The organism is Streptomyces sp. NPDC042371 (genome assembly GCF_056437465.1).
The window spans coordinates 51,371-68,373 of sequence record NZ_JBWKAP010000010.1 but is presented as its reverse complement, the minus strand read 5'-3'; the positions used below and the strand labels follow the sequence as shown (position 1 = coordinate 68,373).

Annotated in this window: 11 protein-coding genes and 1 pseudogene; 9 read left to right on the top strand and 3 right to left on the bottom strand. The window is 70.0% G+C overall.

From position 1 onward, the window contains the following. The first annotated feature begins 23 nt into the window (after window positions 1–23). The 4 genes from gcvT (at window position 24) to AC068B_RS28770 (ending at window position 4,425) form a co-directional block, all read left to right on the top strand. Complete coding sequence (gene gcvT, locus AC068B_RS28785; protein WP_478674543.1) at window positions 24–1,157, top strand: glycine cleavage system aminomethyltransferase GcvT; 1,134 nt, start codon at window positions 24–26, stop codon at window positions 1,155–1,157. Between the two features lie 58 nt (window positions 1,158–1,215). Then, a complete protein-coding gene (gene gcvH, locus AC068B_RS28780) occupies window positions 1,216–1,593 on the top strand; it encodes a glycine cleavage system protein GcvH (RefSeq protein WP_478674542.1) in 378 nt (125 codons plus the stop codon). Between the two features lie 23 nt (window positions 1,594–1,616). Then, window positions 1,617–2,879, top strand: a complete 1,263-nt coding sequence (glyA, locus tag AC068B_RS28775) for a serine hydroxymethyltransferase (RefSeq protein WP_478674541.1) — start codon at window positions 1,617–1,619, stop codon at window positions 2,877–2,879. Between the two features lie 175 nt (window positions 2,880–3,054). After that, window positions 3,055–4,425, top strand: a complete 1,371-nt coding sequence (locus AC068B_RS28770) for an L-serine ammonia-lyase (protein ID WP_478674540.1) — start codon at window positions 3,055–3,057, stop codon at window positions 4,423–4,425. Here AC068B_RS28770 and AC068B_RS28765 read toward each other — a convergent pair. Beyond that, complete coding sequence (locus AC068B_RS28765) at window positions 4,412–5,425, bottom strand: LacI family DNA-binding transcriptional regulator (RefSeq protein ID WP_478674539.1); 1,014 nt, start codon at window positions 5,423–5,425, stop codon at window positions 4,412–4,414. The two genes, AC068B_RS28770 and AC068B_RS28765, sit on opposite strands and share 14 nt — an antisense overlap. 103 nt (window positions 5,426–5,528) lie before the next feature. After that, window positions 5,529–9,812, bottom strand: coding sequence for a discoidin domain-containing protein (locus AC068B_RS28760; RefSeq protein WP_478674538.1), 4,284 nt, complete (start codon window positions 9,810–9,812; stop codon window positions 5,529–5,531). Window positions 9,813–10,148: 336 nt separating this feature from the next. Here AC068B_RS28760 and AC068B_RS28755 point away from each other — a divergent pair, with 336 nt between their 5' ends. The 5 genes and pseudogenes from AC068B_RS28755 to AC068B_RS28735 form a co-directional block, all read left to right on the top strand. Beyond that, the gene (locus AC068B_RS28755; RefSeq protein WP_478674537.1) at window positions 10,149–11,516 is read left to right on the top strand and encodes an ABC transporter substrate-binding protein; all 1,368 of its coding nucleotides are present in this window, start codon (window positions 10,149–10,151) and stop codon (window positions 11,514–11,516) included. Further along, on the top strand, window positions 11,516–12,469 hold the full coding sequence (locus AC068B_RS28750; RefSeq protein WP_478674536.1) for a carbohydrate ABC transporter permease: 954 nt from the start codon (window positions 11,516–11,518) through the stop codon (window positions 12,467–12,469). Before AC068B_RS28755 ends, AC068B_RS28750 begins: the two co-directional genes overlap by 1 nt. 3 nt (window positions 12,470–12,472) lie before the next feature. After that, window positions 12,473–13,354, top strand: a complete 882-nt coding sequence (locus tag AC068B_RS28745; RefSeq protein ID WP_478674535.1) for a carbohydrate ABC transporter permease — start codon at window positions 12,473–12,475, stop codon at window positions 13,352–13,354. Window positions 13,355–13,411: 57 nt separating this feature from the next. Next, the gene (locus AC068B_RS28740; protein ID WP_478674534.1) at window positions 13,412–14,974 is read left to right on the top strand and encodes a glycoside hydrolase family 13 protein; all 1,563 of its coding nucleotides are present in this window, start codon (window positions 13,412–13,414) and stop codon (window positions 14,972–14,974) included. 58 nt (window positions 14,975–15,032) lie between these two features. After that, a pseudogene (locus AC068B_RS28735) lies at window positions 15,033–15,305 on the top strand (hypothetical protein); the annotation flags it as partial. Between the two features lie 62 nt (window positions 15,306–15,367). Here the strand turns inward: AC068B_RS28735 and AC068B_RS28730 are convergent. Continuing rightward, on the bottom strand, window positions 15,368–16,975 hold the full coding sequence (locus AC068B_RS28730) for an alpha/beta hydrolase (RefSeq protein ID WP_478674533.1): 1,608 nt from the start codon (window positions 16,973–16,975) through the stop codon (window positions 15,368–15,370). Between the last annotated feature and the right edge of the window lie 28 nt (window positions 16,976–17,003).

Here is a 17,003-nt window from a genome sequence, read left to right as displayed (position 1 = left end):
GTCATGCCCTGGGAGTTCCCTTCATGAGCACTGCCCCCCGTCTGACCGCCCTCGATGCCGTGCATCGCGCGCTCGGCGCGACCATGACCGACTTCGCGGGCTGGGACATGCCGCTGCGGTACGCCAGCGAGCGCGACGAGCACAACGCCGTGCGCACCAAGGCAGGGCTCTTCGACCTGTCGCACATGGGCGAGATCACCGTCAGCGGCCCCGAGGCCGTGGACTTCCTGAACTTCGCGCTGGTCGGCAACATCGGCTCCATCGGCGTCGGCCGCGCCCGCTACACCATGATCGTCGCCGAGGACGGCGGCATCCTGGACGACCTGATCGTCTACCGGCTCGGCGAGCCCGAGGCCCCCGAGTACATGGTCGTCGCCAATGCCTCCAACGCCCAGAACGTCCTGAACGAGCTGAGCAACCGCGCCGAGGAGTTCGACGTCGAGGTCCGCGACGACCGCGAGGCGTACGCGCTGCTCGCCGTCCAGGGCCCCGAGTCCCCCGGCATCCTGAAGTCGCTCACCGACGCGGACCTGGACGGCCTGAAGTACTACGCGGGCCTGCCCGGCACCGTCGCGGGCGTCTCCGCCCTCATCGCCCGCACGGGCTACACCGGCGAGGACGGTTTCGAGCTCTTCGTCGCCCCCTCCGACGCGGAGAAGCTGTGGGGCGCGCTGATGGAGGCAGGCACGCCCGTCGGCATGGTCCCGGCCGGTCTCTCCTGCCGCGACACGCTGCGCCTTGAGGCGGGCATGCCGCTGTACGGGCACGAGCTGACCGCCGAGCTGACGCCGTTCGACGCGGGCCTCGGCCGGGTCGTGAAGTTCGAGAAGACCAGCCAGTCGGACACCTTCCTCGGGCGCGCCGCGCTCGCCGCCGCCGCGGAGCGCGCCGAGACCGCGCCGCCGCGCAAACTGGTCGGCCTGATCGCCGAGGGCCGCCGCGTCCCGCGCGCCGGTTTCCCGGTGGTCGCGGACGGCAAGGTGATCGGCGAGGTCACCTCCGGCGCCCCGTCCCCGACGCTGGGCAAGCCGATCGCGATCGCGTACGTCGACGCGGAGCACGCCGCTCCCGGTACGGAGGGCGTGGGCGTGGACATCCGCGGCACCCACGAGCCCTACGAGGTCGTGGCGCTGCCGTTCTACAAGCGCCAGAAGTGACCCCCCGCACATCTTTCCCGTTCCGCAGCACACACCCGCGTACAGGAGAATTCAGGTCATGAGCAACCCCCAGCAGCTGCGTTACAGCAAGGAGCACGAGTGGCTGTCGGCCACCGAGGACGGCGTGGCGGTCGTCGGCATCACCGAGCACGCGGCCAACGCGCTCGGTGACGTCGTCTTCGCCCAGCTCCCCGAGGTCGGCGACACCGTGACCGCGGGCGAGTCCTGCGGCGAGCTGGAGTCGACCAAGTCGGTCAGCGACCTCTACGCCCCGGTGACCGGCGAGATCGTCGCGGCCAACCAGGACGTCGTCGACGACCCCTCGCTGGTCAACTCCGCTCCGTTCGAGGGCGGTTGGCTGTTCAAGGTGCGCATCTCGGGTGAGCCGGACGACCTGCTCTCCGCCGATGAGTACACCGCCTTCACCGCCGGCTGACCCATACCGATAGGGATCGTGTGATGTCGCTTCTCAACACCCCCCTCCACGAGCTGGACCCGGACGTCGCCGCCGCCGTCGACGCCGAGCTCCACCGCCAGCAGTCCACCCTCGAAATGATCGCCTCGGAGAACTTCGCTCCGGTCGCGGTCATGGAGGCCCAGGGCACCGTCCTCACCAACAAGTACGCCGAGGGCTACCCCGGCCGCCGCTACTACGGCGGCTGCGAGCACGTGGACGTGACCGAGCAGATCGCCATCGACCGGGTCAAGGACCTGTTCGGCGCCGAGTACGCCAACGTCCAGCCGCACTCGGGCGCCTCCGCCAACCAGGCCGCCCTCTTCGCGATCGCCAAGCCCGGCGACACGATCCTCGGCCTGGACCTGGCGCACGGCGGCCACCTCACCCACGGCATGCGCCTGAACTTCTCCGGCAAGCAGTTCAACGTGGTCGCCTACCACGTGGACGAGGCCGGTCTGGTGGACATGGCCGAGGTCGAGCGCCTGGCCAAGGAGAACAACCCCAAGGTGATCATCGCGGGCTGGTCCGCCTACCCGCGCCACCTGGACTTCGCCGAGTTCCGCCGGATCGCCGACGAGGTCGGCGCGAAGCTGTGGGTCGACATGGCGCACTTCGCCGGTCTGGTCGCCGCGGGTCTGCACCCCAACCCGGTGCCGTACGCGGACGTGGTCACCTCGACCACGCACAAGACGCTCGGCGGCCCGCGCGGCGGCATCATCCTGGCCCGCGACAAGGAATTCGCGAAGAAGCTGAACTCGGCGGTCTTCCCCGGCTTCCAGGGCGGCCCGCTGGAGCACGTGATCGCGGCCAAGGCCGTCTCCTTCAAGGTCGCCGCCACGGACGACTTCAAGGAGCGCCAGCAGCGCACCCTGGACGGCGCCCGCATCCTGGCCGAGCGCCTGGTGCAGGACGACGCGAAGGCCGTCGGCGTCGACGTCCTGTCCGGCGGCACGGAGGTGCACCTCGTCCTGGTGGACCTGCGCAACTCCGAGCTGGACGGCCAGCAGGCCGAGGACCGCCTCCACGAGGTCGGCATCACGGTCAACCGGAACGCGGTCCCGAACGACCCGCGCCCCCCGATGGTCACCTCCGGCCTGCGCATCGGCACGCCCGCGCTCGCCACCCGTGGCTTCCAGGAGGACGACTTCCGCGAGGTCGCCGACATCATCGCCGAGGCCCTCAAGCCGGGCTTCGACGCGGCGTCCCTCAAGACCCGCGTGACCGCTCTGGCCGACAAGCACCCCCTGTACCCCGGCCTGAAGTAGTTCCGTACCCTCTGTTTGTACGCTTTTGTTCGTACGTACGAAACATCGGGGCACCCCGCACACTGGAGAGTGAGCAGGGTGCCCCGCACCACGTCCCGCCCAGACCCCGCACCGCCTTGTACTTCTGCATCACCCCGGCAGACAACGGCGTCTACCAACCACCATTGGAGTTCCCGTGGCCATCTCGGTCTTCGACCTGTTCTCGATCGGCATCGGCCCGTCCAGCTCCCACACGGTCGGTCCGATGCGCGCTGCCCGCATGTTCGCGAGCCGCCTTAAGAACGAGGGCCTGATGGCCCACACCTCGGCGATACGGGCCGAGCTCTACGGCTCGCTCGGTGCGACCGGCCACGGCCACGGCACCCCGAAGGCCGTGCTGCTGGGCCTTGAGGGCGAGTCGCCCCGCACGGTGAACGTGGAGGGCGCCGACGACCGCGTCGAGGAGATCAAGAGCGGCGGCCGCATCAACCTGCTCGGCATGCACGAGATCGACTTCGATTTCGACGAGGACCTGATCCTGCACCGCCGCAAGGCCCTGCCGTACCACGCCAACGGCATGACGATCTTCGCGTACGACCGTGAGGGCGCCCTCGTCCTGGAGAAGACGTACTACTCCGTGGGCGGCGGCTTCGTCGTGGACGAGGACGCCGTGGCGGGCGACAACCCGATCGTGCCGGACGACACCGTCCTCAGGCACCCCTTCCGCACCGGCGACGAGCTGCTCCGCCTCACCGAGGAGACCGGCCTCTCCATCTCCGCGCTGATGCTGGAGAACGAGAAGGCGTGGCGCACCGAGGACGAGATCCGCGCCGGGCTCCTCGACATCTGGGGCGTCATGCAGGCGTGCGTCTCCCGCGGCATGTCCCGCGAGGGCATCCTGCCGGGCGGCCTGAAGGTCCGCCGCCGCGCCGCGAACTCGGCACGGCAGCTGCGCGCCGAGGGCGACCCGCAGGCCCGCGCCATGGAGTGGATCACGCTCTACGCGATGGCGGTGAACGAGGAGAACGCCGCGGGCGGCCGGGTCGTGACCGCCCCGACGAACGGCGCGGCGGGCATCATCCCCGCGGTCCTGCACTACTACATGAACTTCGTGCCCGGCGCCGACGAGGAGGGCGTGGTCCGCTTCCTGCTGGCGGCGGGCGCCATCGGCATGCTCTTCAAGGAGAACGCCTCGATCTCCGGCGCCGAGGTCGGCTGCCAGGGCGAGGTGGGCTCCGCCTGCTCGATGGCGGCGGGCGCGCTCGCCGAGGTCCTGGGCGGCTCCCCCGAGCAGGTCGAGAACGCCGCCGAGATCGGCATGGAGCACAACCTGGGCCTGACCTGTGACCCGGTCGGCGGACTCGTTCAGATCCCGTGCATCGAGCGCAACGGCATGGCGGCGGTCAAGGCCGTCACCGCCGCGAAGATGGCGATGCGGGGCGACGGCTCCCACAAGGTGTCCCTCGACAAGGTCATCAAGACCATGAAGGAGACCGGCGCCGACATGAGCGTCAAGTACAAGGAGACCGCCCGGGGCGGTCTCGCGGTCAACATCATCGAGTGCTGAGCGGCTGAGCGGTCGAGCCGCGGACGACGAGTTCCGGCTCGAAGAGGAGCTCGCCGGGGTGCGTCTGGGTGCCCCGGATCTGGGCGCACAGCAGGTCGACCGCCGCGCGGCCCATCGCCTCGATGGGCTGTCGCACCGTCGACAGGGGCGGCTCGGTGCAGGTCATGAAGGCCGAGTCGTCGAAGCCCACGACGGAGACGTCGGCGGGGACGGAGAGCCCCCGCCTGCGGGCCGCCCTGATGGCCCCGAGGGCGAGCGGGTCGCTGCCGCACACGATGCCGGTGACCCCGCGCTCCATGAGGCGCGCGGCGGCCGCCTGGCCGCCCTCCAGCGAGAAGATCGACCGCTCGACGAACTCCTCGGGCAGCTCCGTGCCCGCGGCCTGCGCCATGTCCCGGGCGGCCGCCAGCTTGCGGCGCGAGGGCATGTGGTCGGCCGGGCCGAGCACCAGGCCGATCCGCTCGTGGCCGAGCGAGGCGAGGTGGCGCCAGGCCTGCTCGACGGCGACGGTGTCGTCGCACGCCACGCAGGGGAAGTCGAGGCCGTCGATCGACGCGTTGATCAGGACGACCGGGATGTTCCGCTCCGCGAGGCGCCGGTAGTGGTCGTGCGGCGCGTCGGCCTCCGCGAAGAGGCCGCCCGCGAAGACCACGCCGGAGACGTGCTGCTGGAGCAGCAGGTCCACGTAGTCGGCCTCGGAGACCCCGCCCCTGGTCTGGGTGCAGAGCACGGGCGTGAGCCCCTGCTGGGCGAGGGCGCCCCCGATGACTTCGGCGAACGCGGGGAAGATCGGGTTCTGCAGCTCCGGCAGGACGAGGCCGACGAGCCGGGCCCGCTCGCCGCGCAGCTGCGTCGGCCGTTCGTAGCCGAGCACGTCCAGGGCGGTCAGCACGGACTGTCGGGTCGCGGCGGAGACGCCGGGCTTGTCGTTGAGGACACGGCTGACCGTCGCCTCGCTGACCCCCACCTTCTTCGCAACTTGAGCAAGTCGTCGCGTCATGGCCGCAAGAATAGCGCAAGGCCTGCAAGCCAGTTACGTAAACGGCCGCCCGGAATCCGGACGGCCGTGCACGCGTGCGCCTCCTTTGCGGGTCAGGTGCGGGTCAGGGCTGCATGGTGAGCTTGAACGTGGACGTGTCGTTCTTGATGTCCTGCCCGTTGTTGCTCAACTTGGGCCGTACGAAGGTCGCTTCACCGACCGCGGGACCCTGGCCCGCCTCCGGCAGCTCGTTGACGTAGATGCCGATGGGCGCGCCGGTGATGGAGACGTCCGTGAAGACGGTGTCCTTCACCGGGAACTCGGGGGTGCTGCCCGTGTACTTGGTCTGGAACATCACCCCGTGGAACGTCGGATCGACGATGTCGACGTTGTTCACCCGGATTCCCTGGAAGACCTTCGACGCGGAGAACGCCCAGATGGCCGGGAAGTCCTGGCCCTTCCAGAAGGTGCCGCCCGCCCGTTCGATCGTGATGTTCTCGAAGGTGGTCGGATCCTTCCCGAAGCCGTTCATCGGGTAGCCGAAGTCCAGGGAGCTGATGGTGATCCCGGAGTAGACGAGGGTGTCGGCGATCCGGCTGTTGCGGAAGGTGTTGTGGTAGCCGCCGTAGACGGCGAAGCCCGCCGCGCGCCAGGTCAGGAGCGAGGTCAGGTTCTCGTAGACGTTGTCCTTCATGTCCGCGCCGCCCGCGTCGATGGCCGAGAAGAGGGCGAAGCTGTCGTCCCCCGTGGCCCGTGCCTCGTTGTTGGCGACCCGGTTGTCCGTACTGCCGTTGGTCATGTTGATGCCGTCGGCGAACATGTTGCGGATCCGCGAGTTCTTGATGGTCATACGGTCCGTGTTGGCGCCCCAGTAGAGGCACACCATGTGTTCGTTCCAGATGTCGTCGATGGTGATGTCGGAGACGTTCTGGAAGTCGAAGACCTTGCCGGGGCCGTCGATGCGGGACGTGTAGTTGCCGAAGTAGGCGAAGCCCGAGAAGGACGAGCCCTTGGCACTCGCCTCGGCGCGGAATCCGACGTCCGTGTTGTCCTGGGACTTCGGCGCGTGGAACCGGGTGAACCAGGGCCCGGCGCCGGCCACCTGGACGGCCTTCCCGTAGACCTGGAACTTGCTGCTCGTCTCGTAGTCGCCGGGCGGCAGATAGACGCCCGTCAGCTTGCCGCTGGTGTCCATGCGGACCTTGTCCAGGGCGTTCTGCACGTCCTGGTGGGTGAACCCGGCGGGCACGGTGTAGGCGGCCGGGTCGGGGTTGGCCTTCGCCGCCACCTGCTCCAGGTCGACGAAGTCGATCGCGTAGCGGGAGGTGTTGGCGCTGTCCTTCTGCAGCTTGATCCTGCTGCCCGCCTTGACCGTCCCGTCGAGCATGACGTGCGCCTCGTCGTAGATGTGCCGGGCCGGACCCGCTCCCGGCGAGTTGCCGGGCGAGGCCTCGTCCCCGTACAGCCAGGCGTACTTGGAGGTGAGGTCGATGGCCTTGCGGAAGACGCCGTCGACGTAGACGTTCAGGGTCGCCTGGGTGCCTCCGCCGCCCGCGGCGTCCGGGATGGAGAAGCGGGTGACCAGGGTGTTGGTGTCCTGCTTGGCGGTGAACTCCACGGACTCGCCCGTCGAGTTCAGGGTGACGGCCTTGCGGCCCGAGGCCTCGCCCGCCAGGTCGCCGACGGTGCGGTTGGGGCCGACGGTCTTCGCGCCGCCCGCGAGGACGCCGTCCTCCGCCTCATAGGTGTCGTAGGGCATGTCGGCGCCGCGGCCGACGAACAGCGAGTGGGTGCTGGTGTTGTTCACGCGCTTGACCGGCAGTTCGTTGGCGTCGTCGGCGATGGCCGTTCTGATCGAGAAGCGGCCGTCGCCCGCGGTCCAGGTGCCGAGCTTGACCGGTGCCGTGGTGTCCCCCGCGCCGATCACCCCGTTGTGCTCGCCGGTCAGGGTCTTCACTGTGGCGCCCTTGTCATCCTGAAGGACGAGCTTGATGCCGTGTGCTCCGGCCGCGGACGCCTGGGTGCCCTGGTTCTTGATCGCGACACTGAAGGTGACCTCCTTGCCCTTGGAGGGCGCGGACGGCGTCCAGCTCACCGGCGAGGCCAGCAGGTCGGAGGAGTCGACCGGCTTGACGACCAGCGGGCTCGGGCTGGTGGAGGTGTTGTTGCCCTCGTCCTGCTCGATCACCTCGTTCTTGGTGTCCACCTCCGCGCTGAAGGGGTACGACCCCGCGTCGCGCGCGCCGGTCTTGGCATTCACCGTCGTCGACTCGCCCGCACCGAGCGCGCCCACGGAGGCGGTGCCCGCCTTGTCGCCGCCGAGGCGGAAGGTGGCGTCGGTGGCCGTCGAGGCCTCGGTGCCGCGGTTGCGCACGGTCGCGGTCAGGGTGAGCTCGTCGGTCTCGGTCGGCTTCTCCGGCGCGTACGACAGCTTGGTGATCTCCAGGTCGGGGTTGGCCGCCGGGGCGCCCATGACCTGGAACTCGGCGACCTGCCCGGCCGTGGCGCCACTGTTCGCGGTGAACCGCAGGCGCACGTCGGCGGCCTTGGCCGACACCGGGACGGTGACGGTGTTCTGGTTGCCTGACGGGCTGAAGGAGTACTCCTTCTCCGCCACCAGCGAGGTGAAGTCGGCGGCCCTCTGCTCCCGGCCGAGGACCTCCACCTTCTGGGTGCGCGCGCCCCACCCGGCGTCCGGGTTGAGCTTGACGACGACCGCGTCGACGTCGGCGTTGGCACCGAGCTTGACGGTCAGGGTGTTGGGGTAACTGCCCGCGGCGCCCTCCCAATAGGTGGACGTCTGGCCGTCGTTGGCGTTCTCGGCGACGAAGGTGTGGATCACCGAGGAGGCCGTGATCGGCTTGCCCTCGGCCAGGTTCCTGTCGCCGCCGCCGGGCCGGGTCACGGTGTTGCTGTGCGCCGAGACGTTCCCGGCCGCGTCGCGGGCCCGCACCGTGTAGGAGACCGTGACGTTGGCGGGACGGGTGTCGGTGTACGTCGTCACGTCACCGGCCACGGACTTCAGGAGCTTGCCGTCCGCGTACACGTCGTACGCCGTGACCTTCACGTTGTCGTCCGACGCCCCCCACGTCAGCTTGATCTCACCGCTGGAGGGCTGGCCGAGGGTGAGGTTCGCGGGCGCGGTCGGCGCCTGCGTGTCACCCGATTCCCCCTTGCGGATGACGGAGTTGCTGTTGGCCGAGGCGTTGCCCGCAGCGTCCCTGGCCCGCACGTAGTAGGTGACGGTGGCGCTCGTGGGCCGCGTGTCGGTGTACGTCCGCACGTCTCCGGCGACGCTGGTCAGCAGTTCCCCGTTGGCGTAGACGTCGTACGCGGTCACGCCCTTGTCGTCGTCGGAGGCGTCCCAGGCGAGCTTGATCCGGCCCGGCTCCGGCTCGGTGAGGGCGAGGCCCTTCGGCGCGGTGGGCGCCTGCGTGTCGCCGCCCGCCGGGCCGTAGATCTCCAGCTCGGACAGCTGGCCCGCGGGCTGCGCGGTGTTGGCGGTGATCAGGACGCGGACGTACCGCGTGGTGACCGTGGAGAGGGCGAGGGTCGCGGAGTGTTCGGAGGCCGCGGTGAAGGCGTACTCCTTCGACGCGGTCAGGTCGGTGAACCCGGAGCCGTCCGTGCTGCCCTGGACCTTGAGGGTCTGGCTGCGGTCGCCCCAGCCGTCGGGCAGGCGGAGGACCACCTCGTCGATCCGCACCGAGGAGCCGAGGTCGGCCTGGATCCACTGCGGCAGCTTGCCGTTCTCGCTCTCCCAGTAGCTGGCGCTGTTGCCGTCGTTGGCGTTCGCCGCGGTGTACGTCTGGGTGTGGCCGGACGCCTTGAGGGTCTTGCCGAGCGCCAGGTTCACGGAGGCGTCGGCGGCGCCGTGCACCTGCAGTTCGGCGAGCTGGGCGGCGGGCCAGCCGGTGTTGGCGGTGATGTGCACCCGGACGAAACGGGTCTGGGCGGACGGGAAGCGGATCGTCACCGTGTTGGCGGAGCCGGGTTCGAAGGAGCGGGCCTCGGACGCGGCGAGGGTGCTGAAGCCGCTGCCGTCGGGGCTGCCCTGCACGGACAGGGTCTGCTTGCGGGTCTCCCAGGCGGGCGGCAGCTTGAGGACCACCTCGTCGATGCGGGTGGCGCGGCCGAGGTCGACCTGTACCCACTGCGGCAGGTCGGACGACGAACTCTCCCAGTACGTCCCCGCGTTGCCGTCGGTGATCTTGGTGGCGCCGTACTCCGCCTTGGCGCTGCTCGCCTTGGCGGGCTTGCCCGCGGCCAGGTCGGGGCCGCCCGCCGCCGACGCGGGCAGGGCCGGCAGGCCCAGGAGGAGCAGCGTCGCGGTGAGGGCGGCGGCGAAGGGCCGCCACCGCCTGCGGGGTCTTCGGGCTCCGCCCTGTGCGGCTCTGATGGGTCTCATGGCTCGTGCGACTCCCTCGCTCTCGTGGGCACGCAGTTTCTCGCGTGAAGAAGTGGGAGAATTGCAGAGAACTGTCTAGTTGACTACAGCGGGCGCGAATGTTGTGACCGCCCGTCTGACCGCAGTGCGCGCCCATCTGGCCACCGCAAGCGGCCCATTCGACGACGTCTTAGATGTTCAGGCCCCTGCGCGTCGCCCCGCCTCGGTGATGCGATCCAGTTTTTGCAATCTTCGTACAAGTTATTGCGCGCCTGGTTGCGACGGTGGTTATGTATGCGCCGCACCACGCGGCACCCACAGCACGGACGTACAGCACGACCCGGAGGGGGTCTCCCGATGTCATCCACGAGCAGCCGAACACTCCCGTTCGCCACCGCGACCGTTCTTGCGCTGGTGGCGCTGACCGCATGCGGCACCAGCAGCGACGGTGCCGCATCGGATTCCGGCGGCAAGGTGAAGCTCGACGTCAACGGGCAGCCGCCCAAGACCCAGGCCTTCGAACGCAAGCTCTACGACAAGCACGTGCAGCAGTTCGAGGCGGCCAACCCGGACATCGACATCGTGCCCCACGAGGGCTTCATGGACCCGAAGACGTTCAACGCGAAGCTCGCGGGCGGCAAGCTCGAAGACGTCTTCTACGTGTACTTCACCGACACCCGGTCCCTGATCGAGAAGAAGCAGGCAGCGGACATCACGGACGCCGTCAAGGACATGCCGCACCGCGGCGACCTCCAGGACCCCCTGATGAAGATCTTCCAGGACGAGGAGGGGCGGCAGTACGGACTGCCGACGTCGAACTACTCGATGGGCCTGGTCTACAACCGCGCGCTGTTCAAGAAGGCCGGTCTCGACCCCGACCGGCCGCCGAAGACCTGGGCGGAGGTCCGCGGCGCCGCCAAGAAGATCGCCGCACTCGGCGACAACACCGTGGGTTACGCCGACTTCTCCAAGAACAACCAGGGCGGCTGGCACTACACGGCTGAGCTGTACTCCCGCGGCGGCCGGATCGCGACGGAGAGCGACGGCAAGTGGAAGGCCGCGTTCAACACCCCCGAGGGCAAGGCCACCTTCCAGGACCTCTCCGACATGCGCTGGAAGGACGGATCGATGGGCAGCAAGCAGCTGCTCCAGGTCGAGGACGTCCAGCGGATGATGGGCTCGGGCAAGCTCGGCATGTATGTGTCGGCCGCCGACAACATCACCGTCATCGCCAAGCAGTTCGGCGGGAAGTACGAGGACTACGCGCTCGCCCCGGCGCCGGACGCGAAGGCCACGCTGCTCGGCGGGGAGGGCTACATGATGAACCCCAAGGCGTCCCCGGCGAAGATCAAGGCGGGCGTCAAGTGGATCCAGTGGCGCTACCTCAACCCCGGCCTCATCGAGAAGAACGTCGCCGACTACGCCGACGCCAAGCTCCCGGTGGGCATTCCAATGCCCACCGTCCCCGACGTCTTCCAGGGCTCGGTCCGCGACCGGATCGAGAAGGTCAAGAAGGACAACGCCAACATGCCGACCGGCAACTACCAGGCGTTCATGGACTCCGCGCCCAAGGTGCCCGGCGTGATCGAACCGCCCAGGGCGCAGGAGGTCTACGCGGTGCTCGACTCGGCGATGCAGTCCGTCCTCACCAAGAAGGACGCCGACATCGACGCGCTTCTCGACGACGCCGAGAAGAAGGTCAACGCGATCTACAGCGCCTCCTGATGAGCACGTCGCTGAGGACCGCACCCCGGCAGGGCGCCGCCACGGCCCCGCCGCCCCCACCACCCGGCAAGCCGCGGACGGCCCGCCGCCGCGCGCTGCGCGAGAACCTGACGGCATACGGCTTCCTGAGCGCGGCCGTCGTGATCTTCGCGCTGTTCTCGTGGTGGCCGATCATCCGCAACGTGCTCCTCGGCTTCCAGCGGGTCAACTTCGCCACCGGCAACACCTGGGCCGGTACCGCCAACTTCGAGAAGCTGTTCAACGACCCGCTGTTCCTCACCGCCTGGAAGAACACCGGCCTGTTCACCCTGTACGCGCTGGTCCTCGGCTTCGCGGTGCCGTTCCTGACCGCGGTGCTCCTCAACGAGTTCCGGCACGCGCGGGCGTACTTCCGGGTCCTCGTCTATCTGCCGGTCATGCTGCCACCGGTGGTGGTGGCGCTGATGTGGAAGTGGTTCTACGACCCGGGCCCCGGCCTGTTCAACGAGATCCTCCGCACGCTGCACCTGCCGACCTCGGCCTGGCTGGACTCCTCGTCCACCTCGCTGATCTCCCTGGTCACCGTCTCGACCTGGGCCAACATGGGCACGACGACCCTGATCTACCTGGCCGCGCTCCAGACGATCCCCGGCGAGCTGTACGAGGCGGCGGAGCTGGACGGCGCCAACGTGTGGCAGCGGCTGCGCCACGTCACCATCCCGCAGACCCGGTTCGTGCTGCTCGTCCTGCTGCTGCTCCAGATCGTCGCGACGATGCAGGTGTTCACCGAGCCGTACGTGATGACCGGCGGCGGCCCGGAGGACTCCACGGTGACCGTGATGTTCCTCGTCTACCGGTACGCCTTCGTCTACAACGACTTCGGCACCGCAAGCGCACTGAGCCTGCTGCTCCTGATCGCCCTGGGCGCCTTCTCCGCCCTCTATCTGCGGGTCACCCGCACCGCCAAGGAGTGACCGATGTCCGCCTCGATGCGCACACTCGTCCGCCCCGCCGTCCTGAAGACGCGCAAGGGACGACTCGTCTACTGGTCGGTCCTCACCCTCTCGCTCGTCCTGTTCACGGTGGCCTTCATCGTGCCCCTGTACTGGGCCGCGACCGGCGCCATGAAGTCGTCGACGGAGCTGGCGCAGAACCCGCCCACGTACGTCCCCGAGAGCTGGCACCCCGAGAACTACACGAAGGCGTGGCGGGAGATGGACCTCTCCCGCTACTTCCTGAACACCGTCGTCCTGGCAGGCGGGGCCTGGCTGGTGCAGCTCGCGGTGCAGATCCCGGCCGCCTACGCGCTGTCGAAGCTGCGCCCGCGGTTCGGGAACGTGGTGCTCGGCCTGATGCTCGTGACGCTGATGATGCCCGCCACCGCGCTCCTCGTGCCGGTCTACCTCACCGTCGTGGACGTCCCCCTGTTCAACCGGAACCTGATCAACAGCCCCAGCGCGATCTGGCTGCCCGCCGCCGCCAACGCCTTCAACATCTACATCCTGAAGAACTTCTTCGACCGGATCCCCGACGAGCTCCTCGACGCGGCGAAGGTGGACGGCGCGGGGCCGCTGACGACGATGTGGCGCGTGGTGCTTCCGCTGGCCCGGCCGATCATCGCCGTGGTCTCCATCCTCTCCATCGTCACGGCCTGGAAGGACTTCCTCTGGCCGCTGCTCGTGCTGCCCGACCCGGCACAGCAACCGCTGAGCGTCTTCCTCCAGCGCGTCGCCCAGGACACCCCGCTCAACAGCCTGGTGGCCGGGCTCGTGATGGCCTCGCTGCCCCTGGTCGCCCTCTTCCTCGTCTTCCAGCGGCACATCATCGCCGGGCTCGGCGCCGGCAGCCTCAAGGGCTGAGCTCTCCGGAGCGGCTCTCTGGCGCACGTCTTCGGAGCACGTACGAAAGGACTCCCCTTGCCCAGCACGGAGTGGTGGCGCAGCGCTGCCATCTATCAGGTGTACGTCCGGTCCTTCGCGGACGGCAACGGCGACGGCACCGGCGACCTGGCCGGTGTCCGGGCCCGCCTGCCCTATCTGGCGGAACTGGGCGTGGACGCCCTGTGGTTCACCCCGTGGTACCTGTCGCCGCTCGCCGACGGCGGTTACGACGTCGCCGACTACCGCACCATCGACCCGGCGTTCGGCAGCCTCGGCGAGGCCGAGAAGCTGATCGCCGAGGCCAGGGATCTCGGCCTGCGCTGCATCGTGGACGTCGTGCCGAACCACGTGTCCGACCAGCACGAATGGTTCAAGGCGGCGCTGGCGGCGGGGCCCGGCTCACCGGAGCGGGAGCTGTTCCACTTCCGGCCCCACTCGCCCGAGCCGCCCAACGACTGGGTGGGCGAGTTCGGCGGGGTGCCGTGGTCCCGCACCGAGGACGGCGAGTGGTACCTCCACCTCTTCGCGCCCGAGCAGCCCGACCTCAACTGGAGCCACCCGAAGGTCCGTCAGGAGCACGAGGACGTGCTGCGCTTCTGGTTCGAGCGCGGCGCCGCGGGGGTGCGCATCGACTCGGCGGCGCTGCTCGCCAAGGCCGAGGGGCTGCCCTCGATGGACCGGGACCGCCCGCACCCCTTCCACGACCGGCCCGAGCTGCACGACATCTACCGCTCCTGGCGGCGGATCGCCGACGAGTACGGCGCGGCGCTGATCGGCGAGATCTGGCTGCCGGACGCGGAGCGGTTCGCCCGCTACCTGCGCCCGGACGAGCTGCACACTGCCTTCAACTTCGACTTCCTGTCCCGGCCCTGGGACCCGGCACAGCTGTGGGAGTCGATCGACCTGACGCTCTCCACGCACGCCCCGGTCGGCGCGCCCGCCACCTGGGTCCTCGCCAACCACGACGTGACCCGCACGGTCACGCGCTACGGACGGGCCGACGACACCGGCTTCGCCTTCGAGCGCAAACGGTTCGGCGTCCCCACCGACCTGGACCTCGGCACCCGCAGGGCACGGGCCGCGGCGCTGCTCACCCTGGCGCTGCCCGGCTCGCTCTACCTCTACCAGGGCGAGGAGCTGGGGCTGCCGGAGGCGGAGATCCCCCGGGACCGCATCCAGGACCCGATGCACGCGCGCTCGGGCGGCATCGACCCGGGCCGGGACGGCTGCCGGGTGCCGCTGCCCTGGGACGACGCCCCGGAGCGGAGCTGGCTGCCGGTGCCGCGGGACTGGTCCGGGTTCGCGGCCGAGCGCCAGGCCCACGAGCCGGACTCGATGCTCTCCCTGTACCGCACGGCGCTGCGGCTGCGGGGTGCCTTCACCGAGGCGGGACCGCTGCGCCGACTGCGCGCCGACGAGCCGCGGGTGCTGTCCTTCGCGCGCACCTCCGAGCGGGACGGCGCCACCTTGATCTGTCTGGTCAACTTCGGGCCCGACGACGCGGCGCTGCCCGCGGACACCGAACTCCTGCTGGCCAGCGGTCCCTTGTCCCCGCGGGGGCGGTTGCCGCAGGACACCGCGGTCTGGCTGCGGGCCTGAACGCCCGCAGCCGGACCGCACACCCCCCACGGCTTCACCTCCCCACTCCCCCCACTCCCCCCATGCGGGCGTCACCATCCGGGACACCGACATCCACGACTCGACGTACGACGACATCCAGTTCAAGTCGGGCGGCGGCGCCACACCCGACGTGAAGATCGACAACGTCAAGATCTCCAAGTCCGACAACGGCGCGGGCGTCCGCGCCCACGGCGGGGCCCGCGGCAACGCGGCGCTCTGCAACGTGACGATCACGGACTCGGCCGACGGCGACGTGCTCGTCGAGCCCGGGTCCCAGTTCGCGGTGAAGGAGGGCTGCGCCGCCAAGTAGCCCGTCCGTCCGGAGCTCCGGCGGGTGCCATGGGTCCCCGGCGGAGCTTCTGACGGCCCGCGTCAGCAGGTCGTGTCGGCGCGGACCCGCTTCAGGCCGATGAGGTAGTCGTCCACCGCGTCCTCGACGCAGGCGTTGCTGCGGCCGTAGGCGGTGTGGCCGAGGCCGTCGTACGTCAGGAGCATGCCGCCGGGGAGCTGGTCGGCCAGGCTCTCCGCCTCCTCGTACGGGGTTGCGGGGTCGCCGGTGGTGCCGACGACCAGGACCGGGGGCACGCCGTCGGCCTCGACGCGGTGCGGGCGTGCGGTGCCCGCGGGCCAGTTCTTGCAGGGGAGTTCGTCGACGACGCTCGACGTGCCGTAGACACCCGCACGCTTCTCGGCGGCGCCGAGCGCCTTCCAGTAGGGGCCCGCGGTGCGCGGATGCGGTACGTCCAGGCAGCTGACGGCGACGATGGCCTCGTCGTCGTTCTCCGCCGAGCGGGCGCCGCGTGCGGCCCGTGCGGCCCGGTGGCCCGCGCCCGCCGTGGCCGGGTCGTCGGACTCCGCCAGCGCGGCGAGCTCCGTCCCGTCCCCCTCCGCCGCCGCGTCCAGCGCCCGCGACAGGTCCTTCCAGTCGTCCTCCGGGCTGTACATCGCGGCCGTCACGACATCGAGGAGCGTGCGGGAATCCACCTCGTACGCGTCCTCGTCCGTGACCGGCAGCGGCTCGCGGGCCGTCTGCTCGTACAGGTCGTCGAGCAGCTCCGAGATCTCCTCCGGAGTCGAGCCGGGGCAGTCGTCGCCCGCGATGTCCGCGCAGTACTCGGCGTAGTCGTCGACGGCCCTGCGGAACCCCGTGCCCTGGCTCAGCGCGCGCTGCCGCCAGTCCAGGGACGGGTCGACCCCGCCGTCCAGGACGAGGGCGCGGACGCGGTCCGGGAACTGTTCGGCGTACGACGTCCCGAGGCTCGTGCCGTACGACCAGCCGAGGTAGGTCAGCTGCCGGTCGCCGAGGGCCGCGCGCAGGACGTCCATGTCACGGGCGGCGTCCTCGGTCCCGACGTGGGGCAGGACGGCGCGGCTGCTCCGCACGCAGGCGGCCGCCTCTCCGTCGGCGTCCGCCAGGGCCCGGGCGCGTTCGGGACCGGTGCGAGGGGTGATCGGCTCGGGGCCCTCGCCGCCCTCTTCCTGGTCGGTCTCCTCGTCTTCTTGGTCGGTCGCCTCCCCGTCCGTCTCCGCGCACTTCACCGCCGGGCTGCTGCCCCCGACGCCCCTCGGGTCGAAGGAGACGATGTCGAAGCGGGCGCGCACCGCGTCGCCGAAGGCGTCACCGCCGTCCGCCTTCAGGTCGCTCACCCCGGAGGCGCCCGGGCCGCCGGGGTTGTAGACGAGCGAGCCGATGCGCCGGTCCGGATCGTCGGCGGCCGCCTTCACCACCGGCAGGACGAACGTCTTGCCGTTCTCCGGGTGCGCGTAGTCCCGCGGAACGGTCAGGCGGGCGCAACGCAGCTCGTCGCCGCACGCCTTCCAGGTGAGCTCCTGCCCGTAGAACCGCTTGAGCTCGGGCCGCCGGTTCCCGGCCGCTTCCTCACCCGCGCCGCCCGTCGTGCAGCCCGCGAGCAGGACGGCGGCGAGGGCGGCCGGGCCAAGGCGGAAGGGTCGGCGTCGTTGCAGGCCGGGGCGGTTCAACGGGGCTCCAAGGATCGGTGGGCAGCAC